This window comes from Vibrio sp. SCSIO 43097 (assembly GCF_023650755.1).
Lineage (GTDB): Bacteria > Pseudomonadota > Gammaproteobacteria > Enterobacterales > Vibrionaceae > Vibrio > Vibrio alginolyticus.
In genome coordinates this window covers 1342758-1364344 of record NZ_CP071840.1, presented here as the reverse complement: position 1 = coordinate 1364344, position 21587 = coordinate 1342758, and the positions used below count along the sequence as shown (strand labels likewise).

The following is a 21587-nucleotide window of genomic DNA, read 5'->3' as shown; positions in this document are numbered from 1 at the left end:
AGATAATATGAAAGGCTTTGAACACTGAAGTGAGACGGGCAGCTACAAAACTTTACCCCGATTGAAAGACGAAAGTTGGCTAGAAGAAAAACGCACTGAACTGCCCGACTTGCACTGGCTTTAAATTAAAAAAGGATTCTTTCCTCGTAACTCAACAGCCACACCAAAAGTAATCAAAGCTCTCTCAAAAAACACCACGAAAATGAAGAAGCGACAAAGAAATTGGCTAAAAGTTAGAAGCCGTAAACGGTGAAATCAAAGCGAACACTCCGCATATAGTGCCACCGGAAAGAACGTGAAAGGTACAAACTGAAAGATGTAAAGACAAGCGCCAAAACAGATAAACACCAAAACTTAAGACCATTGATGTCAAACCCGTACTAACGCTCTGTTAAGGTGTGAAGCACGCAATGACCAAGCTGCTGCATGGCACTTCAACACTAAAGTCAACGCATATCAAAAATGCTACGCGTGCTGAATCACTCTTAAACAGTTTGTTATGTTCGTAGCTTTTGTAGTCCTCGAACTGCCCGGTTAGTCGACTCTACCAAGTCAGTCCGCTTCAATTTATCTCGAATTGCCAACGCTTCTATGAACTGTTGCTCAGCCAGTTCATAGTTGCCAAGCTCAACGTTCAATTTACCCAAATGCTGTAAACTAAAACTCAAAGAGAGCTCACAAGCAAAATCCTGGCTTTTTAGGAATTCTTTTTCAGCGCCAATCATGTCACCTGCATATTGCAGAGCTATACCTGAAGCATGGGTTGACCAGAACTTGTTCTTAACGCTAGACGTTGAAGTTTGCACTTTAGAAGCCATCCAATAAGCCAACCTACATAGCCCGATGATTCGTAAACAATCGGCTATCAATATTAACTGCCACTCTAGCTTCTCTTTTTTGTTTGAAAGTTTGAATATGAGAGCCTTATATAGCTTTACAACAAGTTTATGGAAAACGCTAAAAGTTACCCTATCTCTTTGATACTCCACCACGTCCTCCAAGAACATAACGCCTTGTTAAGGTGTGAGGCACGCAATACCTAAGCTTCCGCATACCACCTTAACCACCAAACCTAACGCATGGTAAAAATGCCACGCGTGCCGAATCACTCTTGAACAATTTGTTATGCTCGTACTCAAAGAAATTGGAGAATTAAGCAAGTGACAAACGCTGGAAGCCCTGCAATAAAGAAAACCAAACCTGTCTGGAAGTTCATTCTATGCTGCTCTCGTTGGTCTTCTTCGAAATCATGACCTTCTACCATTTTGTAAACTTTATCTGTTCTAGAATCATCCATATGCGCTGTTTTACTATATACGCCACCTTCCCACATAAGCTTTGCTAAAACCCAGTTCACGATAACAACGAAGAACAGAAAGTCGACTGGCTGAGTAGTAGCAAAGAAGGGGACAAACTGAGCTAAGAGAATAACAATCAATGCTGCAACAAGATTGATTAGCACCACTTTCTTCAGTAAATTGAGCAAAATTCCCTCCTAGAGCATAACGCCTTGTTAAGGTGTGAGGCGCGCAATACCGAAGCTTCCGCATACCACCTTAACCACTAAAACCAACGCATAGTAAAAATGCCACGCGTGCCGAATCACTCTTGAACAATTTGTTATGTACGTGCTAAAGGTACACTACTGACTCCACATTGTTGCCCTCAGGGTCAATCAAAAACGCAGCGTAGTAGTTTGGAGCATAGTGTTTTCGTAAACCAGGCTTACCGTTGCATTTACCACCTAAAGATAGCCCAGCTTGATGAAACGCAGAAACTTGTAATTTGTTTGATGCAGAAAAAGCAATATGGCACTTAGAATTACTGACGCCTTTTTCAATTAGAAACCTTACATTTGGCTCGCTCGAAAGCCCAAAGCCAGCAGCATTTTCATCTGACCACTTGAGTTCAATACCCAATGGCTCTAGCACATTCTTGTAAAACACACGACATTCTTCGAATGCAACTACCTTAATTTCAAAATGATCTATCACTCTCAATCCTTTAGAGTTGGTTACAATTTTCCTTAAAGTACATAACGCCCGCTTAAGTGGTGAGCAACGTTACCACAACACTCAATTATTGCGCCGTAATCACAAAAACCAATTAAAACCAAAACCGCCGAGCGTTGCGAATCCGTCTTAAAGCGTTTGTTATAGCTCTCTACACAAATATTCGATACCGGAACAAGCAAGTATAATTATTACAGACAATCCTAGGGCAAATAGGGAAAATGGATATGTTGTTTCATTCGGATATGCTGTAACTATGTACACGCTTGAAAACAGATACCCTCCAGAAATCGTACGATATACACCTAATAGAGAAAACCCAACTCTTCTCGCAACCGGCTCGATTATGTCGTGAGTAGCCGATGAAAACTGTGTTTGTGCACTTTGCTGTTTGGCAAGAGCTAAATAGAGCATTGAGACAACGCCTAGCACTGCCAAATAGATGAAAACGGGATCTCCGGGATTTATTGCTTTTATGTAGGTATTTAAAGCTTCTTTCCCGCTACTCTCAGCAACTATCCTCGCAGAAATGCCACCAAGGAGCAAAGCACATAAAAGCTCAATTATTAGGTTGTTCTTCATTTAATCTCTATACTATTTAGTTACTTGAGCTATAACGCCCTGTTAAGGTGTGAGCAACGCAATGCCAAAGCCGCCGCATACCACCTTAAACACTAAGCGCAACGCATAGTAAAAATGCCACGCGTTGCGAATCACTCTTAAACAGTTTGTTATGTAAATTTCTGAAATTAAACGATATATAAACCACAGTTTTCGTCAAACTGAAAATGTGTATTAGGTTTTGAAACTTCTTTCGCTTTATTGATACAGCGATTTATTCGGTTAGTTAATTGAGTTTCGCTGACATTCCTTACAAGTGATACTGAAAAAGAGAAGTCGTAGTCAGGGCTAGTAAAACTGTAATGCCTCGCAGATAAATCTGATTCTTCAAACTTTTGTTCAAGTTGAGCATCCAATAGCTCAATTATTTTCGCTTTAATTTCTGATAATTCCATCTCAATTCTCCTTATTCTCATGATTTACATAACGCCCTGCTAAGGGGTGAGCAACGCAATACCTAAGCCGCCGCAAACCACCTTAATCACTAAATTCAACGCATAGTAAAAATGCCACGCGTTGCGAATCCCTCTTGAGCAGTTTGTTAGCTGTGTTTTACAACACGAGCTTTGCTCCCAACATACCAAGAGCTGCGATAGCTACCATCGTAAACCAAAGGTAAATCATAAAAGATAGGGATAACGAAAATAAACCTCTCACAGCTTTATCTGAGTTTGCACCTTCATCGTGCTGTAAGAAGTACGCTAGTTCTGCTGTAGGTATTGATCCAGCAAAGCTCTTAAATTTGAACTTTACCATCATCAAGCCCATTGAGACTGGAAGACTAGATACTAATAAAATGATTCCCACCGAAATCCAGACATTCTCAGGGGATTCATTACCTAAAACTACTGCTGCCCCGATCAACACTAAAAGCATTCCCAGAAAGCCCTTAAAAGATGACAACAATGAGTCTCTTGTTTTTATATACAGCCAGAATAGCGGCTTATCGAATTTTCTCATTTTTTCCTCAAACAGCTAACGCCGCATTAAGGTGTGAACAACGCCACCACCTAACCTAAACCAATGCGCCATAAACACGAAACCCAACGATGGAATGAAAAATGCTAAGCGTTGAGAATCACCCTTAAATGCTTTGTTATGGCGCTGAACTTGAAGCTAACTGCTGAACGTCTATGAGGTCTACTTCCCTACCCAATATTCGCTTATATTCAACCAACTGATATACTGGAATGACCCGTAATTCAATACCTTGATAGCTTTTGACAACTGACTTTGAGAAGTCGATTTCAAGTTGGTGCCACGAACCGTCCAGTGAAGATTGGATCTTGGTATGTTGAGCCAAACCTATTTCAATTTTTTGATTTCGATAGATTAACTGAAAATACTCTAAGTCCCAGCCATATTCCGAGTAACGAGTAAGTGGCTTAGAAACATACTGTGAAACGTGAGCTAATACTTTTTTTGCATCTGAATTGTGGATATAGAGGTCGATGTCTGCGACTTCACGACTGCCACCATGAACCGTTGCCGCCAACCCACCGACTATTTGATACTCGATATTCTCCGATTCCAAAAGACCTTTGAGCCAGTTCAAGGCTACTTTTACTTTCTCGCTCATATAGTTTCCCTTAGCTGATTCTATCCCTGCGCCATAACGCCCGCTTAAGTGGTGAGCAACGCAATACGATGTTTCTGCAAACCGCCTAAATCACTAAACTTAACGCATGATGAAAATGCCACGCGTTGCGAATCCGTCTTGAAGCGTTTGTTAGTTGCCAAACCAAAACGCTGATTTTATGACAAATTGAACTTTGCGAACATCAAAAGATATGTACTTTGATGCATTTAAGTCAGGCGCAGTTTCAAAGCAGCTACTCAATGAAACCACGTAGAACATGCAACTCCGCAGAAAACGAACTAACAACACCAAAAAGCGCTTTTGTGCCGACAATCTCACAATGCGGAGGTTCAACAAAGTCACTGAAACCACATGAACTCACCAAACCAAAGAAAACGTCATTTCAGCAAGCAATCCAGCTTTTGAAGCGACAAACTCAAAGAGCGAATTTTCAACAAGTAATGTCGTTTTAATTGTACAAACTGCTTCAAAAACAAAGAACAAGTGAGTTTTCATTTGCCCAAAAACTGAAGCTGAAAAATGACATTACCAAACCGAGATTAACCATTTGCAGCCTAGAAATTCACTTCCAAACTCTAGCATTTCTAACCTTAAACCTTTTGATTTGGTTACGTTTATCCTCTTGGCAACTAACGCCTTGTTAAGTAGCAGCTAACTGCCACTGCACCCAAAATAAAGCCACCGTAATCACTAAACTCAACCAAACCAAAATCGCCAAACGTTAGCTGTCTGCTTGAACAATTAGTTAGAGCCCCGTGCCCGACGTTGCTCTACTTTCCTACCCCATGTATACATGCAACATTCACCGCATATTGGTCAGGCCTAGAGCGTCTTTGATGATGAGTGTAAATGCCACAGGTTCTACAAAAGTAGTGTTTTGCCGTCATCGTGTGAAATTGATAAAGAGTTAAATTGTTCAAACCAGATTTAACTTGGAGAAATGCTAACGGAACAGGCGTCATTTTTGAGTTTCGAATAGTGCAAATAGAACAGGAACACTCGTATTGTTCCAGCTCCACAGATTTACTTTGAAATTCAATTTGTACTGCACCACAGTGACAAGACGCTTTAAAAGAGTGTTCGTTACTCACAACTGCACCATATCCTTATGAATAGTCTCAGAGGGGCTATAACGCCGCATTAAGGTGTGAGCAACGCTAACACGAAGCCTACCCATACCACTGTAAACACAAAAACCAACGATGACACCAAAAATGCCGAGCGTTGGGAATCACTCTTAAATGCTTTGTTATGTTTTTTGTTCGTACAAACCTTGCACACAACCCTCGATGCTAGGAAACAATGAACTAGCAGAATAGAAACGATCATGTAAAAGTTTCAATAATTTAGGTGCATTACTAACTTTAGTAACAAATTTATAGTTAACATCAAAATTAGTTGTGCGCATAATATATTGGTCTAAAGACTCTGGGTTAAGAATATCATTAGCCCTAAACTCTTTCTCGATATACGCCAAGAAAAGGCCTTTCTGGCTTCTTAGATTATGATTAAAACTAGTCGGAGACTTGATGACCTGATATATGCTTTTCTCTTGACCGCTCGTTGGAGAGTTCCCAAATCTATCATCAACAGAGCGTTCAAAGTCAAAACTGCGAATGTTAAAGCCCTGAGAATGGATCGCATACAGAGATATAAAGCCGCTATTGTTACTTTCCATCGCTCCCTTTACTGCAAAATACAGGGCAACCATAGGATCATATGTAAAATCCAAAAACCTTGTTGGTATTCCGTAATGTTGTGCAATAGCTATAAGAGAATGAAAACTCCGAGGAGGCCATACTGCCTCACCACGTCCTATTTCCGTGATAAATTTGATAAACCCTCTCCCATAAGTGTCAATATTTAGGACATCTTCATTAGGCAAGTGGAAACCATTACGATTCAATTCTTCCGCAAACATACTCAATGTATAAAACTCAGCTTCAATTTGATCCCTATTTGTTCTCCAGCTTAGCGATGGTAGCTTTCCATCAGTAAGCAGTCTACTGTTCGCTCTAAATGCAGATGGCACTGCCTCCCAACTAGCGTCTGATTGACCTCTAAATATATATTTTCTTGATTCATTTTTGTATTTAGGAAACTTTGGATTTTCAAATGTAACGGCTTTCAAGAAGCTTTTAGCTCCATTGATTTCTATAACTTCCATACTATGTCAATAACTCATAATTTCGTAAAAACATAACGCCTTGTTAAGGGGTGAGCAACGCAATACCGAAGCGACCGCATACCACCTTAATCACTTAAACCAACGCATAGTGAAAATGCCACGCGTTGCGAATCCCTCTTGAACAATTTGTTATGAGTCAATTCCCAACTCACTCAGTTCCAATTTTAATCCCCTCCTAGTTTGGACCGCGACATAAAACGCTTTATTCAGTGCATCGACCAAATCACGCTCTCTAGGATCAATTTCTCGGGCAGAATAATGTCCAAAAGTTAGTTCAAACAACTTTGATCTTTCATTAGACGTGCCTTCAAAGTAAGAGATTAACCACTCTAACTGCTTTTCTATGGAATCAAACAACTGAGGCTGTAAAACACTGCGATTCAGTTTAAGGGTTTCTATTGCTTGATTGCAGATATCTATTTTTACGTTTTCTTGGGTCATAACTTCCATTGACTCATAACGCCGCGTTAAGTAGTGAGCAACGCTAACCACCTAACCTCAACCTTTACACCGTAAACACTTAACCCAACTTTGAATACTAAACGCCAAGCATTGGGAGTCTGCCTTAAACGCTTTGTTATGACGCAATTATAATGACTATTCCGGACAGTACTTGTTAAACAAGACACAGCAAGTGATAAAGAAGGCTAAAACCAAAGTGATTTGCCACAAACCGCCACCATAAAAAGACATTTGGTTATCAGACCAAACCCTTAAGGCGATATTGAATAGCTCACCTTTCAGACCAATAACGACAACCGCCGCTAGATAACATTTAACAAACTCGATGAGAAGAGTTTTAGTGTTAGACAAATAAGTATCTAGCATTTTAAGAGCCTGAAATTTTTAGCTTGTTCCCTAACACTAACAAAAGCGAACTTGCTCTCATAACAATCAAACCACCTATTGCGACCAATATACATATTGAGTAATAACGCCTTGCTAAGGTGTGAGTAACGCAATACAAAAGCTACCGCACAGCGCCTTAATCACATAAGCCACCGCAAAGTAAAAATGCCACGCGTTACGAATCACTCTTAAGCAACTTGTTAGTACATGCGCTACTTCTATTTATGCGCTCCAAGATATTGAAAACTGAGATGATATGAAAGGCTTTGAACACTGAAGTGAGACGGGCAGCTACAAAACTTTACCCAGATTGAAAGACGAAAGTTGGCTAGAAGAAAAACGCACTGAACTGCCCTACTTTCACTTGCTTCAAATTAGAAAAGGATTCTTTCCTCGCACTTCAACAGCCACAACAAAAGTCATCAAGGTTCTCTCAAAAGCCACCACGAAAATGAAGAAGCACCAAAGAAACAGGCTAAGAGTTAGAAGCCGTAAACGATGAAATCAAAGCGAACACTTCGCATATAGTGCCACCGGAAAGAACGTGAAAGGCACTAACTGAAAGGTGTAAATACGAGCGCCAAAACAGATAAACACCAAAGCTTATGACCTTTGATGTCAAACCCGTACTAACGCCGCGTTAAGTGGTGAACAACGCCAACCACCAAACCGAAACCATTGTACCTTAAACACTTAAGCTGACTTGAACTAAAATCGCCAAGCGTTGTGAATCCGCCTTAAACGCCTTGTTAGGCGAAGTTTCCCACCAGTCTTTAAGTTGGTTTGAAAGCAGATTACCCGAAACAAAATAAGCTACCAAACACCCGCTGACTTTTTGTGATTCAAGAACAACAAAAGTCACTATGTTTCAGCCGTAATTTCAACAACCACGAAATACAGACTTTCAGCGATCAAGTCGCTTTTGAAGAAGCGAGACGTAAAGCTGCAAACTTAAAGCGAGAACAAAAGCCTCGATTAACTTGTCCTTTCCACACTTTAAGCCCGCGAGATTCACAACCAACCGACTGTGAAAACCGATGAGGCAACTCGCGAACCTCGGCATGTTTTACAGCCAGAGAGATTCAAGAATTTGAGTAGACAATCCTGAACTGCCGACTAAGAAAAATGAATTGCCAAAGGGAACTAAGAAGATGAAAATAAAGAACTTTCCTGCCCGTCGCCTAACGCCTTGTTAAGGTGTGAGCAACGCAATACCGAAGCCGCCGCATACCACCTTAAACACATAAACCAACGCAAAGTGAAAATGCCACGCGTTGCGAATCACTCTTGAACAATTTGTTAGAAGTTTGCTCACCTAGTGCTCCGACTTTCCCTTTTCGCGTCATGTGGGAAACAGTTTGTATACGCACGAGCAACATGACTTTTGCCATTGTCATCTATGACTACACAAACGAGATTGCACGGATTTCCCAATGCACTCCGCCAATTGTGATGACGCTCCTCATATTCTGCTTCAAATTCAACGTAAACGTATGCTGAGCGAACCCATTCAAACGGAATTGAATGTTTTACAAGCAACCCTTTAAACATCTTTGAATAGCGTTCAGTCATTAGGTCAAAGTGCGGGTAATATGGAGCAATCTGTTGGGAGCAAAGGTCTATTGAAACACACTTGCTTTGAAGGTGGTCTACGGACAGGTAAAGCTTACCGATGCCCCAATAACCTTCAACATCATTGTTTCTACTCCGAAACGAGCCAATAATACCGCTTGCAATACTACCTAGTTCTCTCCTGCGTCCCATACTTATTCCTAAAACTTCTAACGCCTTGTTAAGGGGTGAAGCACGCAACACCGACGCTACCGCATACCACCTTAATCACTAAAACCAACGCATAGTAAAAATGCCACGCGTGCTGAATCCCTCTTGAACAATTTGTTATACGCGTTCTATCGGTTGTACTTAACCTTGTTCAATACTTCTTTTAGTTCATGCGTTTTCTCAAGGTTTACACCGTGAATATTGGCTAAAGCACAAACATAATACAAGACGTCATATAACTCTTCTGCGATTGAACCTTTAAGTTCATCTAGCGTTGGTTGCCCACTTTTACCTTTGCGAATAGATTCCGATAATTCGCCAACTTCTTCGATTAGTTTTAAAAAATAGTGTTCAGATTGCTCTGGCGCATAATCGAATTCTTTTATATGACTTTGTAACTCAGATAACTTCATAACGTCCTTTGTGTATCATTTCCCATAAAGCGTATAACGCCCAATTAAGGTGTGAAGCACGCAACCACGACACTCAATTAGACCGCCGTAAACACCAAACTGAACCCAAACCAAAAATGCCAAGCGTGCTGAATCACTCTTAAATTGCTTGTTATGTTTTACCACAAACGCATGATTTACTTGAGAAAGAACTGCTATTTCCAATTAGTTTTCTGAAGTAAACCACAAGACTAGAACCAACTTGACCGCCAAAGGCGAGCAACCTAAAACGAGTAATTCCACTTCCCTGCCCAATGAGGCAACCCGAGCAACTAACAACAAGCGCCCTTTCTTTCCAACCAAAGCGAAAAACAATGCTGAATTGCCGAGGCAACTGCCAAGCTGAAATGCTAATTGGCTAAGAACCCTAAAGCGACTTTGAGCCAGTTAAACAAGAAGCCGACCGCCACGACCTGACAATGAAGCAACCCACGAATATTGGCATGTTTTACGGGATGAGAAATTCAAGAACTTAGACCGACAATGTGAAGTTGCTGAGTCTACTAGGGACGAATTGCCAACGGGACAAAGAACTAGAGCCTAATAACTTTAAGTCTTTGAATCTCAAGTAAACATAACGCCGCGTTAAGGGGTGAGCAACGCCACGCCACCAAAACTAACTATTTGCGCTGTAAACACTTTTGCTAAATTTTACGCCAAACCGTCAAGCGTTGTGAATCCCTCTTGAACGCCTTGTTAGCTTAAATTTCCGAATCCGAAACGCCAATCAAACATAAGTACAATTGTGAGTAAAAGAATGTGAGCTTTGGATTGCCCCAAACTTTGAACAATCTTGAACTAGGCCAAAACCGCCAAGCGTGGAGACTCACGGAACTTCACACACCAAAGCTGAGACTATACTTGCTGTTTTCAAACACAAGGCTTTGAAATACCGCGCATAAAGTTCAAACCAGATTCAAATGATGATTAAACAATTGAAATTAAGATAGATTCAAAAACTTCAATGTTTGTAAGCTAACGCCCTGTTAAGGGGTGAGCAACGCAATACAAAAGCCGCCGCAAACCACCTTAATCACTTAAACCAACGCATAGTAAAAATGCCACGCGTTGCGAATCCCTCTTGAACGCCTTGTTATGTTTCTTGGATTCAAGTACGAAGTGCGACACCCCTGAAATTTAAAACAGTGAGATGTGCTATTCATAAATTTTACTCCCGCCAAGAAGTGAAAAACCATGAATTACACACACCTCACTGAGAATGAAAGGTATATGATGTCCGCACTTAGAAAGCAAGGCATTAGTGTCGTCAACATCGCTAAAGAGCTAGGGCGTCACAAGAGCACTATCTACCGAGAATTTAAACGTAACTCTCGATACAACGCCTATCGCCCTAACCCTTCCTATCAGCCTGCTAGAGCACAACAAAGAGCTAGAAACAGGTTGAGCCGGTCACGGCGTAACAAGCGCTATACCAAGCACGATTTCAAAATTATTGACGCGCTTATAATGCTCGATTGGAGTCCTGACCAAATCGTTGGGTATTGCCGTTTGCATGGCTATCCAGTGATGAGCCATGAGCTTATTTACCAGCACATTTGGACCGATAAAGCCAACGGAGGCATGCTCTGGAAACATTTACGTCAATCACCAAAACAGAGACGTAAGCGCTACAACGCCAAAGATAGCAGGGGGAGAATTGCCGCTAAAAGGCACATAACAGAACGACCAAAACAAGCTGAGTTACGCCTAGAACCTGGACATTGGGAAATAGATACCGTGATCGGTCGCGGAACTAAGCACTGCATTGTCACTCTCGTTGACAGAATGACTGGCTACACCTATATCGGACAGCTAGATGACCGAACAACTGTATCACTCAACGCGAGAATGACAGAGATCGTTACACGTTCAAACTTACCATTTAGAACTATCACTGCTGATAATGGTACAGAATTCAATCAATATCAGGAGATAGAAAACAAGCATAAATGCTTGTTTTACTTCGCAACGCCCTACCACTCTTGGGAGCGAGGGACCAATGAGAATACAAATGGACTCATACGCCAATATTTACCTAAGAAAACCTCAATGGCTCATGTGACACAAAGACTGTGCAGCCAGATAGCGTATAAACTGAATAACAGACCACGCCAAAGGCTTGGTTACAAGACACCAACAGAGTATATTTATGAGCAGCTACTCTAAGTGTCGCACTTCAAACTTGATACTAAGTTTAAGGCTCAAAGGGTTAAGTTTTACGAAACAAAGAGCTTAACTCGACTTACCATTGAAAACCAAAACCAGAAGCTAATAAACTGAATTAACTCATAAATTTGATTTTACTAACATTGAGTTTTAGCGTGAAAAACCGAAAACTGGAACTCTAACATTGAAATTGAGAACACTTCACTCACCTCGCCAACACACTGGCTTTCAATGAGGCAATTCTCTGATTTTTTCGCGCCCGCGAATAGGAGTCCTGAAAACAGCGACCACTGAATTTAGCTTGCCGACAAGGGAAAAACTTGAAAGTTGCGTGAACAAAAAAGAGTGTAAACGACTGATTTTACGTGATTAAACATAACGCCGCATTAAGGTGTGAGCAACGCTAGCACGAAACTTAACCAAACCACCGTAAACACAAAACCCAACGATGGAATGAAAAATGCCAAGCGTTGGGAATCACTCTTAAATGCTTTGTTATACGCGTTCAACTAGTTTGCTGCTTGTCTTGTGGCTTGCGTGATGACAGTGATTTTACTACAGAATCACATAGTTCAAGCCTCATTTTTTGAATTGATTTTTTTGAAACGCCTTGTGCTTCGGCTTCTTTAATTAACCCCAGAGCTTGCTCTATTTCCTTAGGTAACTCTGACTCTTTTGTGTAACTATCCTTGATAGTAGGGATATGCATTAGCGAAATACCAACGATTAGGTAATGCCAAAGTTCCAAGTCTGATACTTTAATTCTATCTATTTCAGACCAAATCGGTGCAAATATAACACCTACAATTACATAAATTAAAGCGCCAATTACAAAACCTAGAGATGTTCTTTTGGGGTGAGTACAGAACAAAATGTCAATTGCTCTATTAAGCCAATCAGAAGAGGTTTTTTTTATATCATCTCTCATATTTAACCCTCAACTCGAAAAGCGCTTACATCTTCAAGCGTTTGAATTTTTTCAATCGAAAAATCTTCAACGTTTAACAACTTTCTTGGAGTTCCACCATCATTTAGATCATCGTCTGAAGCTTCATTAATAATGTACTCGATAAATTGCCTAATCTCATACTCGCTACTACCAAGATAACCATTGGTCACTCGATATGTACTAGAAGCTAACTTCACCCACGGTAAAAACAAAAATATAAATGCGACAGTAACGATTAGTGGCTCTAGCTCAACTTTAGTAAGTGCCAAAATAAAGAAATACAGAACTATAAACACAGCAAATGCGATAGAAACGAAATTTGCTTCTTTCATTCTTTTTGCAAACATCACACCATAAACAGAGGAGTATTTTTGGTACAACTCGACTGAATCGTTATTTTTTCTTGAAATATTTTTTAAAATTATTCCTTGTAGCTTATCTACTGTCTTGACTAATTGTTTATTACTCGTTAAGTAACTACTTAAGGCTGAAACAATGATACCCGTTAAAACAGATAACAAAAACGACCAATTACCAAACTCACTTAGTATATCCTTTAATAAATCCACATTATCTCCTGATTAAATTTACAATATTAGCGTATAACGCCGCGTTAAGGGGTGAACAACGCGATGCCACCCAATTTAAACCATTGTGCCATAAACACAAAAGCTAAACTTTGAACCAAAACTGCCAAGCGTTGTGAATCCCTCTTAAACGCTTTGTTAAGTGCAATTTTTACCCACTTCAGCTGAACAAGTGATATCGATCGTAGGGCTCAACATAAGACAAACATGACAATGCTTTTCCACCGCTTCTTGAGCTGCTCGCAAAATATCAGATTCCTTAAAACCACTGCCATTTACTGTAAAGTGTAAGTTTGCCGATTTATATAAACGAGGTTCTGATTCCGTTAGGGCAAAAGTAACCGTATTTTCTAGACCTTGAACTTCAAAACCTTGATCTTGTAGTAACAAGACGACATCCGTAGCACTACATGAACCTAAAGCCGACAATAGAACTTCCGTTGGACAAGGGGCTTTCTCACTTGTAGCGTCAACATTAAACGTAAAACCACCTTCAGTTGACACTTTAAAGCGACAATCACCATCCCATTTTATATTAATACTCATACTTCCCTACTTTTTTGATGTGACTCTCGATGATTGCACTTAACGCCGCGTTAAGTAGTGAGCAACGCCTACCACCCAAACTAAACCATTACACCTTAAACGCTAAACCCAACTTAGAATACAAACCGCCAAGCGTTGGGAATCTGCCTTAAACGCATTGTTATACGCTAGCCGAAGATGCGCACCTTAGCTTCTACTATTTTATTCGCAACTTTCAAATCATGCTGTGGATATGCAGACAAACCTATACTTTGTTCAATTGTAGAAGAAAGATATAAAGCTATTCTCGATGCATCCTTTCCTTCTAGCACCAATCGAAATATATGAGGTACATAACTGTCGTATTCGTCGTTCCACTCATTTTCACCATCGTTAACACCGATTGGATCCCAGTCATTCCATAATATGGATGCTATTTCTTTAAACAGTTTTCTTTCTTTAGCTTCCACAATATTATTCCATGTTCCCGTATTGCGTATAACGCCTTGCTAAGGTGTGAGTAACGCAATACAAAAGCTACCGCACAACGCCTTAATCACATAAGCCACCGCAAAGTAAAAATGCCACGCGTTACGAATCACTCTTAAGCAATTTGTTAGTACATGCGCTACTTCTATTTATGCGCTCCAAGATATTGAAAAGTGGCATGATATGAAAGGCTTTGAACACTGAAGTGAGACGGGCAGCTACAAAACTTTACCGCCATTGATAGACGAGAGTTGGCTAGAAGAAAAACGCACTGAACTCCCCTACTTTTACTGACTTCAAATTAGAAAAGGATTCTTTCCTCGCACTTCAACAGCCACACAAAAAGTAATCAAGGTTCTCTCAAAAGTCACCACGAAAATGAAAAAGCGCCAAAGAAATAGGCTAAGAGTTAGAAGCCGTAAACGGTAAAATCAAAGCGAACACTCCGCATATAGTGCCACCGGAAAGAACGTGAAAGGCACAAACTGAAAGGTGTAAAGACGAGCGCCAAAACAGATAAACACCAAAACTTATGACCTTTGATGTCAAACCCGTACTAACGCCCAATTAAGGTGTGAAGCACGCAATGACTATGCCTCCGCATTGCACTTAAACACCGAAATCACCGCATGCCGAAAATGCCACGCGTGCTGAATCACTCTTAAATTGTTTGTTATGTGCGAACAAGTCGCATTGGAACAAACCTTACACCATCAACATTTTGCTCACCTTCTGTGGCAACAAAACCTTGAGACTCATAAAAATTTTTCGCGTTAACAGACGCCCTCAATCTTACTTCACTGGACTCAGTAAGTGATAACAAATTGTCTAGCAATAGTTTGCCTAACCCTTTGTTTTGAAAGCTAGTGTCAATGAAAAGATGAGTAATGTAATTATTCTCTCTCAACGCAGCAAAACCAATGACTTTGTTATTTTCTATCAGCTTAAGGTTTTGAAACTTTGATTTATCAAATGTAGTTTCAACATCAGACCGCACTTTTGAAGTAAACAGCGCCTGCCCTTCATTGCTGAAATGAGGAAGTATGTCTTTATCGACAACGCGCTTAACCAAGTCAACAACTTGGAGAAAGTCAGATTCTTGAGTTTCTTCGATTCTCACGTTTATCTCCCTAGCACATAACGCCCTGTTAAGGGGTGAGCAACGCAATACAAAGGCCGCCGCAAACCACCTTAATCACTAAAATCAACGCATAGTGAAAATGCCACGCGTTGCGAATCCCTCTTGAACAGTTTGTTATGTGCGAACTTCTAGCTTGTAGATGACTGCTCAGCAACACTAACTTTAGGCTCTTTCTCTGGCGTCGACCATTTGATGATTGCTCTAAGGTTCATTGAGAAAAAGATGATATTTGCAATTATCATTGCCACACTGCCAGTAAGATAACCAACTGCTACCCAACTAGTGTTACCGCACATCATTAGAATGAAACCGATTTTGTTCTTATTTCCAATTTGCCAAATTGCAAGAAACGTAAGTACCATTGCAACCCAGTCGATTCCATAGTACTGAAAATATTCCATTTTTCCTCCAAGCACATAACGCCCTGTTAAGGTGTGAGCAACGCAATGCCGAAGCTCCCGCATACCACTTTAATCACTTAAACCAACGCATAGTAAAAATGCCACGCGTTACGAATCACTCTTAAACAGTTTGTTAGTTGCGCATTTCCTCTACCTTACTGCGCTCTCTTTCTAGACGCTCTTTCTTAAAGTTCTCACACTTTAGCTTAAGGAATGCATCAGGATTGAGCTTACAATGATAGTGGTGATGTTCTTTCTGTAACTTCTCCTTTTCCTCATCTAATTCCTTTTGAGATTTACTTTTCTTACCCCACAACTCAAGTCCTTTCTTCGTAGCCAGATACCAACTATATAGTAACGCTAGTAAAGAAAAGAACGGACTAGACCAGCCTAGATATGCAATGAAGGCAGGAATAACACAAAACCAGAAAGTCATAACAAACAATAGTAATTTCCGACCTTTTGCATCTTCTTTTTGTTTTTCTATTACTTGCTCAAAAGTTCTACTACTCAAATCGGAGTATATGATTGCTAAGGTCTCTTTTGACAGGTCAAATTGCGGTTCTTGTGACTTAGGGTATTCATCCCAATGCGCTATCACATCATTACCAGCAGCGTAACCAAGCAAAAAATTGTGCCCCACAATGTCTTTGGTTCTCCAATCAGTTTGAGTAAAGTTTTTTACAATAACCATAACTGGAGTAGCGTATCGTGTTGCCCAAATACTCAGCTCATGTTCAGCGATCCTTTTTATTTCAGAAACTAATTCTTGTTCATAAATATGAATTTTTAACATAGCAAAGTCTTGACCTGTGAATACAGGGCTGTAGATAACAAAATAGCCTTGCCTCTTTTCTTCGATATCTTCGTACCGAATCCAACTTTCTTTCATATGTTCTCTATTTTCGCGCGCAACTAACGCCCTGCTAAGGGGTGAGCAACGCAATACAAAGCCGCCGCAAACCACCTTAATCACTAAATTCAACGCATAGTAAATATGCCACGCGTTGCGAATCCCTCTTGAGCAGCTTGTTAGTTTGCAGACCCAAAGGGTTGATTTTACGTTATTTTAAACTTTGCAAACAACAAGCAATATGTACTTTGATGCACTTAAGTCAGGCGTAGTCTCAAAGCGGCTAGTCAATGAAACCACTTGGAACAAACAACGCCGCAGAAAGCGAACGCACAACACCAGAAACTGCTTTTGGAAAGACAATCTCACAATGCGGACTTTCAACAAATTCACTGAAACCACGTGAACTTACCACACCAGAGAAAACGTCCTCGCAGCGAGTAAATCTGCTTTTGTACCAATAAACTCACAGAGCAGAGTTTCAGCAAAAAAGTACGACTCAATTAACCCAAAAGTCGCCGCACCAAAGAACAAACCAACCGTTGAAACGATGCCAATTTTTGGATTTTTACCACGTTAATTAACACTGAAATTGAACGCCAATACGACAATTTCAACTTTGAGCTTTTACCACTAGATATTGCGATATAGCTGCGATTTTCCTCTTGCAAACTAACGCCCTGTTAAGGTGTGAGCAATGCAATACCGCAGTCACCGCATACCACCTTAAACACCAAACGCAACGCATAGTAAAAATGCTACGCGTTGCGAATCACTCTTAAACAGTTTGTTATATGATTAATATGAATCGACACGAGAGACTTCTTTCACTTTTGTCAACGCACAACGCTTGCAAACCCAAGTTTCACGTAGCTCATAGTGTTTAGCATTTCGTTTATATCGCAAGTCGGGAGAGCCATCTAAACACGCCTTTTCCCAATATGATTTTATTACGATAGATTTCGCTTTATACATAGAAAAGGGCTTACTACAGCTAGAACACCAGCTGGATATTATCAAAGAGAGTGCTTTGTAAGCACCCCAAATAATAGCGAGCGGGATAACTAAAGGCCAAGCCACTGCGATAATAATGCATCCCCAAATATAAAACCCGAGTTGACGATCTAACTTTCTGGGTAACCTCACTATCAAACCCTCATATCATATAACGCCGCGTTAAGGGGTGAACAGCGCCACCACCTGACCTAAACCATTGTGCCATAATCACAAAAGCTAAACTTCTAACCAAAACTGCCAAGCGTTGAGAATCCCTCTTGAACGCTTTGTTATGTGCGTGCTAAACGGTAGCGCCTTACAGTGCCCTCGTTTTCACTTGTGTAGTTGCCAAGATACTCTCCGCCACAGTTTTCGATAACCTTTTGGGACGCTGGATTGTCAATTGAACAAGTAACAATAACTGAGTCAGTGACAATATGCTCTCGCACCCAAGCGAGGAGAAATGAAGCTACACCTTTACCACGAGCTGACGGTCTAGTTTCGTAGCCTACATGCCCAATGACATTTTCTACGTTGGCATTAGTACCTTTACGAACTCGAATAGCGCCTAAGATTTCAGAGTCAGATACGCAATAATAAGTTGTGCTGGGCAAATAACCGTTTGGTAACTCAGAAGTTGCCTTAGAACGTTCAACCAAACCTGATAAATAAGCTTCAGGATCTTGTTCAACGCCGGAATATTTAGGGATACCCGACTCCAAACATTCTTTCGCGTAACTTGCTAATATTGGCGCTAAATCTGGACTCGCTTCTACTACTTCCATATCAATTTTCCTCAAAAGCACATAACGCCCAATTAAGGTGTGAAGCACGCATCCACAACACTCAATTTGAACACCTTAACCACTAAACTTAACCCAAACCGAAAATACCAAGCGTGCTGAATCACTCTTAAATTGTTTGTTATAACCACATGTTCTCACAGACTTCATAGTGGCTAACATGACGATCTGGATTCAGTTTGTACTTTTCATCCTCTGGATACAACTTGGCAACACTGATGTCTTCACCAGAAAATGCTTTAATACATTCAAGATCTTCCCAGTAGGTCAACAACGTGATTTCTGCAATATCGCCTAAATCTCGATTTAGAATTTGAGCACCGAGAAAACCTTGTGTATTAGATGTATCTTTGATTCCTGTCTCGTACAGGTATGCAATAAACCCTTCTTTATATTCTTTAGGGCAAGTAGCTTTCCATTCCCTTGCTATCATACATACTCCATTTATGCCGTGGTTATAACGCCCTGTTAAGGTGTGAGCAACGCAATACTGATGCAGCCGCATACCACCTTAATCACTAAAATCAACGCATAGTAAAAATGCCACGCGTTGCGAATCACTCTTAAACAGTTTGTTAACCTTACATATTACAAACGTAACTTACTTATGAACGTTGCATAATCAGAATTTTCAAACTCTTGTTCCAATAAAGTACCTGTTTGATTATTTTTAGGAAGCCAGTGTCCTGCAAAATATATATGTATATGCTCATCTTGAATCTCATCTACTTCAGGTAGTATGTACATAGCACCATCATTTGATGATCTATCTTTGAACAGGCTTTTCCCTTTTAAAGCGGGGCAGGATTTATCAAATCTTGCAACAAAAGCCAAAGCATAAATACCGTGATGAGTACAATAAGATTGAGACTCAGCTAATGAGTTCAGCCTCATGTTAATTGCATCTTCAGCATCTTTTTTATTGCCATAGCAATAAAAAGCTTTGTCATTCCCCGTTTTTTCTAAATTAGTCGCATATTCAGGTGATGCCTGAAGATCTCTAGAGTTAGCTTTTCTACTAGTGATTACAAAGTTATTATTGAAATACTTTTTCCACCCATTTTTTGTCTCTAAACGATAAACATAATCTGACGAGTTGCCATCACCCTGGGAATATTCATCTACATAATTTTGTAAATCTGTTTTTAAGACAGGCTTACCTGAGTGAGCTACAGGCTTAACCTTTTCAGAACTATTACATGAAAAAAATCGTTTAAATATACTCAAAATACTACCTCTTATGCTGAAGTTAGGTTAACGCCCTGTTAAGGTGTGAGCAACGTAATATCAGAGCCTCCGCATACCACCTTAACCACTAAACCTAACGCGTAGTAAAAATGCCACGCGTTGCGAATCACTCTTAAACAGTTTGTTATAGCGCTTTGCCGTTTACGAGTGACCAATGATGAGGCATTAATTCTCGTATAGTTTTGAAAACCAGCGCATTCTCTGGAGTCGTAATTGCTGCGTTGACATCCCCACCCCAGTGGACAAGGCGCTCTTGGCAAACTGCATGGTGACAAGATTAGAAATTCATCGTTCTCGCTCTCACGACACAGGCGTAATGAGTGGGTCACTCGCTTATTGAGTTTGTGAGCCTCTAAATACGCTCCCACTTCCATACATAGTGAAAGAGCATCGTTTTTAGTATCAGGAGCGATGCTTGTTAATATTTTTCCAGACTCTGTTCTAACAGCCGCAGCACCACCCCAACCAGAAGGATATCGCATATTTACTAGTTCTATTGCTGCTTGATAGAGCTCTTTTTCGATATTATCCATGACCATCCATATTCAATTTCATCGTGCGCTATAACGCCCTGTTAAGGTGTGAGCAACGCAATACCGAAGCCGCCGCAGACCGCCTTAAACACTAAACGCAACGCATAGCAAAAATGCCACGCGTTGCGAATCACTCTTAAACAGTTTGTTAGCTGTTTCGTATTAGGAGATTGAACTATTAACGTTAAAATAACCAACCAGACCAACCGTTCCGTATAAAAGTGCTTTCAGAGAAGCTAGCCAGTTACTTTTAATATTAAGTAAAGTCACCACAATTGAGGATACCATCGCACAACACCACATCGAGACAACTAAACTAGCAAACAATAAATCTATAACGTCACCTAACCCATAAGGTTCTCCTGGTGAGACCGCTATATGCCCATAAATTTGAGATTTATATAGTAGCCCAGAGAAAGCAAAAAAATGGACTAAAACAATACTGAACGCTAATAACTTATTAAATCTTGCTTCCATTTAGTTTCACTCTCCAATACCAAATTGCACAAACAGCTAACGCCGCGTTAAGTGGTGAACAACGCCAACCACCAAACGTAAACCATTGTACCTTAAACACTTAAGCTGACTTGAACTAAAATCGCCAAGCGTTGTGAATCCGCCTTAAACGCCTTGTTAGGCGAAGTTTCCCAGTGGTGTTAAGTTTGTTTGAAAGCAGATTACCCGAAACCTTATAACCAACCAAACACCCACTGATTTTTTGTGATTCAAGAACCATTAAGTCACTATGTTTCAGCCCAAATTCCAGCGACCACAAAATGCAGACCTTCAGCAACAAAGTAGATTTTGAACCCGAAAAACCCAAAGCTGCAAATTAACAGCAAATTCGAAAGCATCAATTGACTTGCCCTTGCCACACCTTGGGTCAGTGAAATTCACAACCAACCGCCTGTGAAAACCAATGAGGCAACCCGCGAACCTTGGCATGTTTTACGGCCAAAGAGATTCAAGAATTTGAGCCGACAATGGTGAATTGCCGACTTAGAAAAACGAATGCTCAAAGAGAACTAAGAAAATGAGAACAGAGAACTTTCCTGCCCGTTGCCTAACGCCGCGTTAAGGGGTGAACAACGCAAACCACCAAACCTAAATTATTGTGCCATAAACACAAAAGCTAAACTTAGAACCAAAATTGCCAAGCGTTGAGAATCCCTCTTGAACGCTTTGTTATGTTCGTAGCTATTTGAAGCCACTGATATTTACAAAACTATGTCTGGTCGATGCAACAGACTTGCTCACGCTAGGTACTGCCACACTTCAATTTGAATGTCTCTCAGTAAATTTTGAGTATGCTCCGACTGTAAATTAAGTTCGCACCAGCCATCAGTTCCCATATATTCAGCAGAAATATAGCTGATATTTTTAATACCACTT

General features: G+C 40.5%; 25 protein-coding genes and 1 pseudogene. 1 reads left to right on the top strand and 25 read right to left on the bottom strand.

Annotated elements, in window-relative coordinates; translation table 11 throughout:
• Positions 1 to 497: 497 nt before the first annotated feature.
• The 13 genes from J4N40_RS24580 to J4N40_RS06430 form a co-directional block, all read right to left on the bottom strand.
• Complete coding sequence (locus J4N40_RS24580) at positions 498 to 1007, bottom strand: hypothetical protein (RefSeq protein ID WP_005377016.1); 510 nt, start codon at positions 1005 to 1007, stop codon at positions 498 to 500.
• 128 nt (positions 1008 to 1135) lie between these two features.
• Positions 1136 to 1486, bottom strand: coding sequence for a hypothetical protein (locus J4N40_RS06510; RefSeq protein WP_140134588.1), 351 nt, complete (start codon positions 1484 to 1486; stop codon positions 1136 to 1138).
• Between the two features lie 145 nt (positions 1487 to 1631).
• On the bottom strand, positions 1632 to 1994 hold the full coding sequence (locus tag J4N40_RS06500) for a VOC family protein (protein ID WP_005386966.1): 363 nt from the start codon (positions 1992 to 1994) through the stop codon (positions 1632 to 1634).
• A 159-nt stretch (positions 1995 to 2153) separates the two neighbouring features.
• Positions 2154 to 2594, bottom strand: a complete 441-nt coding sequence (locus tag J4N40_RS06495; protein WP_115386102.1) for a hypothetical protein — start codon at positions 2592 to 2594, stop codon at positions 2154 to 2156.
• A 167-nt stretch (positions 2595 to 2761) separates the two neighbouring features.
• On the bottom strand, positions 2762 to 3028 hold the full coding sequence (locus J4N40_RS06485) for a hypothetical protein (protein WP_054730732.1): 267 nt from the start codon (positions 3026 to 3028) through the stop codon (positions 2762 to 2764).
• 157 nt (positions 3029 to 3185) lie between these two features.
• Complete coding sequence (locus tag J4N40_RS06475; protein WP_054577321.1) at positions 3186 to 3593, bottom strand: hypothetical protein; 408 nt, start codon at positions 3591 to 3593, stop codon at positions 3186 to 3188.
• A gap of 136 nt (positions 3594 to 3729) precedes the next feature.
• Entirely contained in the window at positions 3730 to 4212 is a 483-nt protein-coding gene (locus J4N40_RS06470; RefSeq protein WP_115386103.1) for a nucleotidyltransferase domain-containing protein, read from the bottom strand.
• A gap of 791 nt (positions 4213 to 5003) precedes the next feature.
• A complete protein-coding gene (locus tag J4N40_RS24575) occupies positions 5004 to 5252 on the bottom strand; it encodes a GFA family protein (protein WP_412034514.1) in 249 nt (82 codons plus the stop codon).
• Positions 5253 to 5482: 230 nt separating this feature from the next.
• Positions 5483 to 6400, bottom strand: a complete 918-nt coding sequence (locus tag J4N40_RS06460) for an FRG domain-containing protein (RefSeq protein ID WP_115386105.1) — start codon at positions 6398 to 6400, stop codon at positions 5483 to 5485.
• Positions 6401 to 6550: 150 nt separating this feature from the next.
• Positions 6551 to 6862 (bottom strand): immunity protein Tsi6 family protein, encoded by a 312-nt coding sequence (locus J4N40_RS06455; protein WP_115386106.1) that lies wholly within the window; start codon positions 6860 to 6862, stop codon positions 6551 to 6553.
• Positions 6863 to 7018: 156 nt separating this feature from the next.
• Positions 7019 to 7249, bottom strand: coding sequence for a hypothetical protein (locus J4N40_RS06450; protein ID WP_115386107.1), 231 nt, complete (start codon positions 7247 to 7249; stop codon positions 7019 to 7021).
• Positions 7250 to 8581: 1332 nt separating this feature from the next.
• The gene (locus tag J4N40_RS24645; RefSeq protein ID WP_115386427.1) at positions 8582 to 9034 is read right to left on the bottom strand and encodes a hypothetical protein; all 453 of its coding nucleotides are present in this window, start codon (positions 9032 to 9034) and stop codon (positions 8582 to 8584) included.
• A gap of 146 nt (positions 9035 to 9180) precedes the next feature.
• A complete protein-coding gene (locus J4N40_RS06430) occupies positions 9181 to 9465 on the bottom strand; it encodes a MazG nucleotide pyrophosphohydrolase domain-containing protein (RefSeq protein WP_017448465.1) in 285 nt (94 codons plus the stop codon).
• A gap of 1233 nt (positions 9466 to 10698) precedes the next feature.
• Here J4N40_RS06430 and J4N40_RS06420 point away from each other — a divergent pair.
• A complete protein-coding gene (locus J4N40_RS06420; RefSeq protein WP_050550131.1) occupies positions 10699 to 11670 on the top strand; it encodes an IS30 family transposase in 972 nt (323 codons plus the stop codon).
• 505 nt (positions 11671 to 12175) lie between these two features.
• Here the strand turns inward: J4N40_RS06420 and J4N40_RS06415 are convergent.
• The 12 genes and pseudogenes from J4N40_RS06415 to J4N40_RS06315 form a co-directional block, all read right to left on the bottom strand.
• Positions 12176 to 12598: a hypothetical protein gene (locus J4N40_RS06415; protein WP_250654439.1), complete on the bottom strand. Its 423-nt coding sequence runs from the start codon at positions 12596 to 12598 to the stop codon at positions 12176 to 12178.
• 2 nt (positions 12599 to 12600) lie between these two features.
• Positions 12601 to 13188, bottom strand: coding sequence for a hypothetical protein (locus J4N40_RS06410; protein WP_250654438.1), 588 nt, complete (start codon positions 13186 to 13188; stop codon positions 12601 to 12603).
• A 156-nt stretch (positions 13189 to 13344) separates the two neighbouring features.
• Positions 13345 to 13752, bottom strand: coding sequence for an OsmC family protein (locus J4N40_RS06405; protein WP_025527517.1), 408 nt, complete (start codon positions 13750 to 13752; stop codon positions 13345 to 13347).
• A 167-nt stretch (positions 13753 to 13919) separates the two neighbouring features.
• Positions 13920 to 14201, bottom strand: a complete 282-nt coding sequence (locus J4N40_RS06400) for a hypothetical protein (protein WP_250654434.1) — start codon at positions 14199 to 14201, stop codon at positions 13920 to 13922.
• A 692-nt stretch (positions 14202 to 14893) separates the two neighbouring features.
• Positions 14894 to 15340, bottom strand: coding sequence for a GNAT family N-acetyltransferase (locus tag J4N40_RS06390; RefSeq protein ID WP_238762441.1), 447 nt, complete (start codon positions 15338 to 15340; stop codon positions 14894 to 14896).
• Between the two features lie 149 nt (positions 15341 to 15489).
• Positions 15490 to 15762, bottom strand: coding sequence for a nicotinamide mononucleotide transporter (locus J4N40_RS06380; RefSeq protein ID WP_005462157.1), 273 nt, complete (start codon positions 15760 to 15762; stop codon positions 15490 to 15492).
• Positions 15763 to 15895: 133 nt separating this feature from the next.
• The gene (locus J4N40_RS06370; RefSeq protein WP_171343434.1) at positions 15896 to 16654 is read right to left on the bottom strand and encodes a hypothetical protein; all 759 of its coding nucleotides are present in this window, start codon (positions 16652 to 16654) and stop codon (positions 15896 to 15898) included.
• A gap of 1247 nt (positions 16655 to 17901) precedes the next feature.
• Positions 17902 to 18396 carry a GNAT family N-acetyltransferase gene (locus J4N40_RS06355; RefSeq protein WP_025625177.1) on the bottom strand — a complete coding sequence of 165 codons (495 nt, stop codon included), beginning with the start codon at positions 18394 to 18396 and terminating at the stop codon, positions 17902 to 17904.
• A 139-nt stretch (positions 18397 to 18535) separates the two neighbouring features.
• The gene (locus J4N40_RS06345) at positions 18536 to 18847 is read right to left on the bottom strand and encodes an antibiotic biosynthesis monooxygenase family protein (RefSeq protein ID WP_140140690.1); all 312 of its coding nucleotides are present in this window, start codon (positions 18845 to 18847) and stop codon (positions 18536 to 18538) included.
• A gap of 155 nt (positions 18848 to 19002) precedes the next feature.
• The gene (locus J4N40_RS06335) at positions 19003 to 19641 is read right to left on the bottom strand and encodes a hypothetical protein (RefSeq protein WP_250654436.1); all 639 of its coding nucleotides are present in this window, start codon (positions 19639 to 19641) and stop codon (positions 19003 to 19005) included.
• A gap of 145 nt (positions 19642 to 19786) precedes the next feature.
• Positions 19787 to 20195 (bottom strand): annotated as a pseudogene (locus tag J4N40_RS06325) (cytidine deaminase).
• Between the two features lie 162 nt (positions 20196 to 20357).
• On the bottom strand, positions 20358 to 20672 hold the full coding sequence (locus J4N40_RS06315; protein ID WP_128740521.1) for a hypothetical protein: 315 nt from the start codon (positions 20670 to 20672) through the stop codon (positions 20358 to 20360).
• Positions 20673 to 21587 lie beyond the last annotated feature (915 nt).

Excerpts from the sequence above, each read along its gene's own strand:
- J4N40_RS24580 (WP_005377016.1), bottom strand. The coding sequence starts at position 1,007 with ATGTTCTTGGAGGACGTGGTGGAGTATCAAAGAGATAGGGTAACTTTT.
- J4N40_RS06495 (WP_115386102.1), bottom strand. The coding sequence starts at position 2,594 with ATGAAGAACAACCTAATAATTGAGCTTTTATGTGCTTTGCTCCTTGGT.
- J4N40_RS06485 (WP_054730732.1), bottom strand. The coding sequence starts at position 3,028 with ATGGAATTATCAGAAATTAAAGCGAAAATAATTGAGCTATTGGATGCT.
- J4N40_RS06475 (WP_054577321.1), bottom strand. The coding sequence starts at position 3,593 with ATGAGAAAATTCGATAAGCCGCTATTCTGGCTGTATATAAAAACAAGA.
- J4N40_RS06470 (WP_115386103.1), bottom strand. The coding sequence starts at position 4,212 with ATGAGCGAGAAAGTAAAAGTAGCCTTGAACTGGCTCAAAGGTCTTTTG.
- J4N40_RS06460 (WP_115386105.1), bottom strand. The coding sequence starts at position 6,400 with ATGGAAGTTATAGAAATCAATGGAGCTAAAAGCTTCTTGAAAGCCGTT.
- J4N40_RS06455 (WP_115386106.1), bottom strand. The coding sequence starts at position 6,862 with ATGACCCAAGAAAACGTAAAAATAGATATCTGCAATCAAGCAATAGAA.
- J4N40_RS06450 (WP_115386107.1), bottom strand. The coding sequence starts at position 7,249 with ATGCTAGATACTTATTTGTCTAACACTAAAACTCTTCTCATCGAGTTT.
- J4N40_RS24645 (WP_115386427.1), bottom strand. The coding sequence starts at position 9,034 with ATGGGACGCAGGAGAGAACTAGGTAGTATTGCAAGCGGTATTATTGGC.
- J4N40_RS06430 (WP_017448465.1), bottom strand. The coding sequence starts at position 9,465 with ATGAAGTTATCTGAGTTACAAAGTCATATAAAAGAATTCGATTATGCG.
- J4N40_RS06420 (WP_050550131.1), top strand. The coding sequence starts at position 10,699 with ATGAATTACACACACCTCACTGAGAATGAAAGGTATATGATGTCCGCA.
- J4N40_RS06415 (WP_250654439.1), bottom strand. The coding sequence starts at position 12,598 with ATGAGAGATGATATAAAAAAAACCTCTTCTGATTGGCTTAATAGAGCA.
- J4N40_RS06405 (WP_025527517.1), bottom strand. The coding sequence starts at position 13,752 with ATGAGTATTAATATAAAATGGGATGGTGATTGTCGCTTTAAAGTGTCA.
- J4N40_RS06380 (WP_005462157.1), bottom strand. The coding sequence starts at position 15,762 with ATGGAATATTTTCAGTACTATGGAATCGACTGGGTTGCAATGGTACTT.
- J4N40_RS06370 (WP_171343434.1), bottom strand. The coding sequence starts at position 16,654 with ATGAAAGAAAGTTGGATTCGGTACGAAGATATCGAAGAAAAGAGGCAA.
- J4N40_RS06355 (WP_025625177.1), bottom strand. The coding sequence starts at position 18,396 with ATGGAAGTAGTAGAAGCGAGTCCAGATTTAGCGCCAATATTAGCAAGT.
- J4N40_RS06345 (WP_140140690.1), bottom strand. The coding sequence starts at position 18,847 with ATGATAGCAAGGGAATGGAAAGCTACTTGCCCTAAAGAATATAAAGAA.
- J4N40_RS06315 (WP_128740521.1), bottom strand. The coding sequence starts at position 20,672 with ATGGAAGCAAGATTTAATAAGTTATTAGCGTTCAGTATTGTTTTAGTC.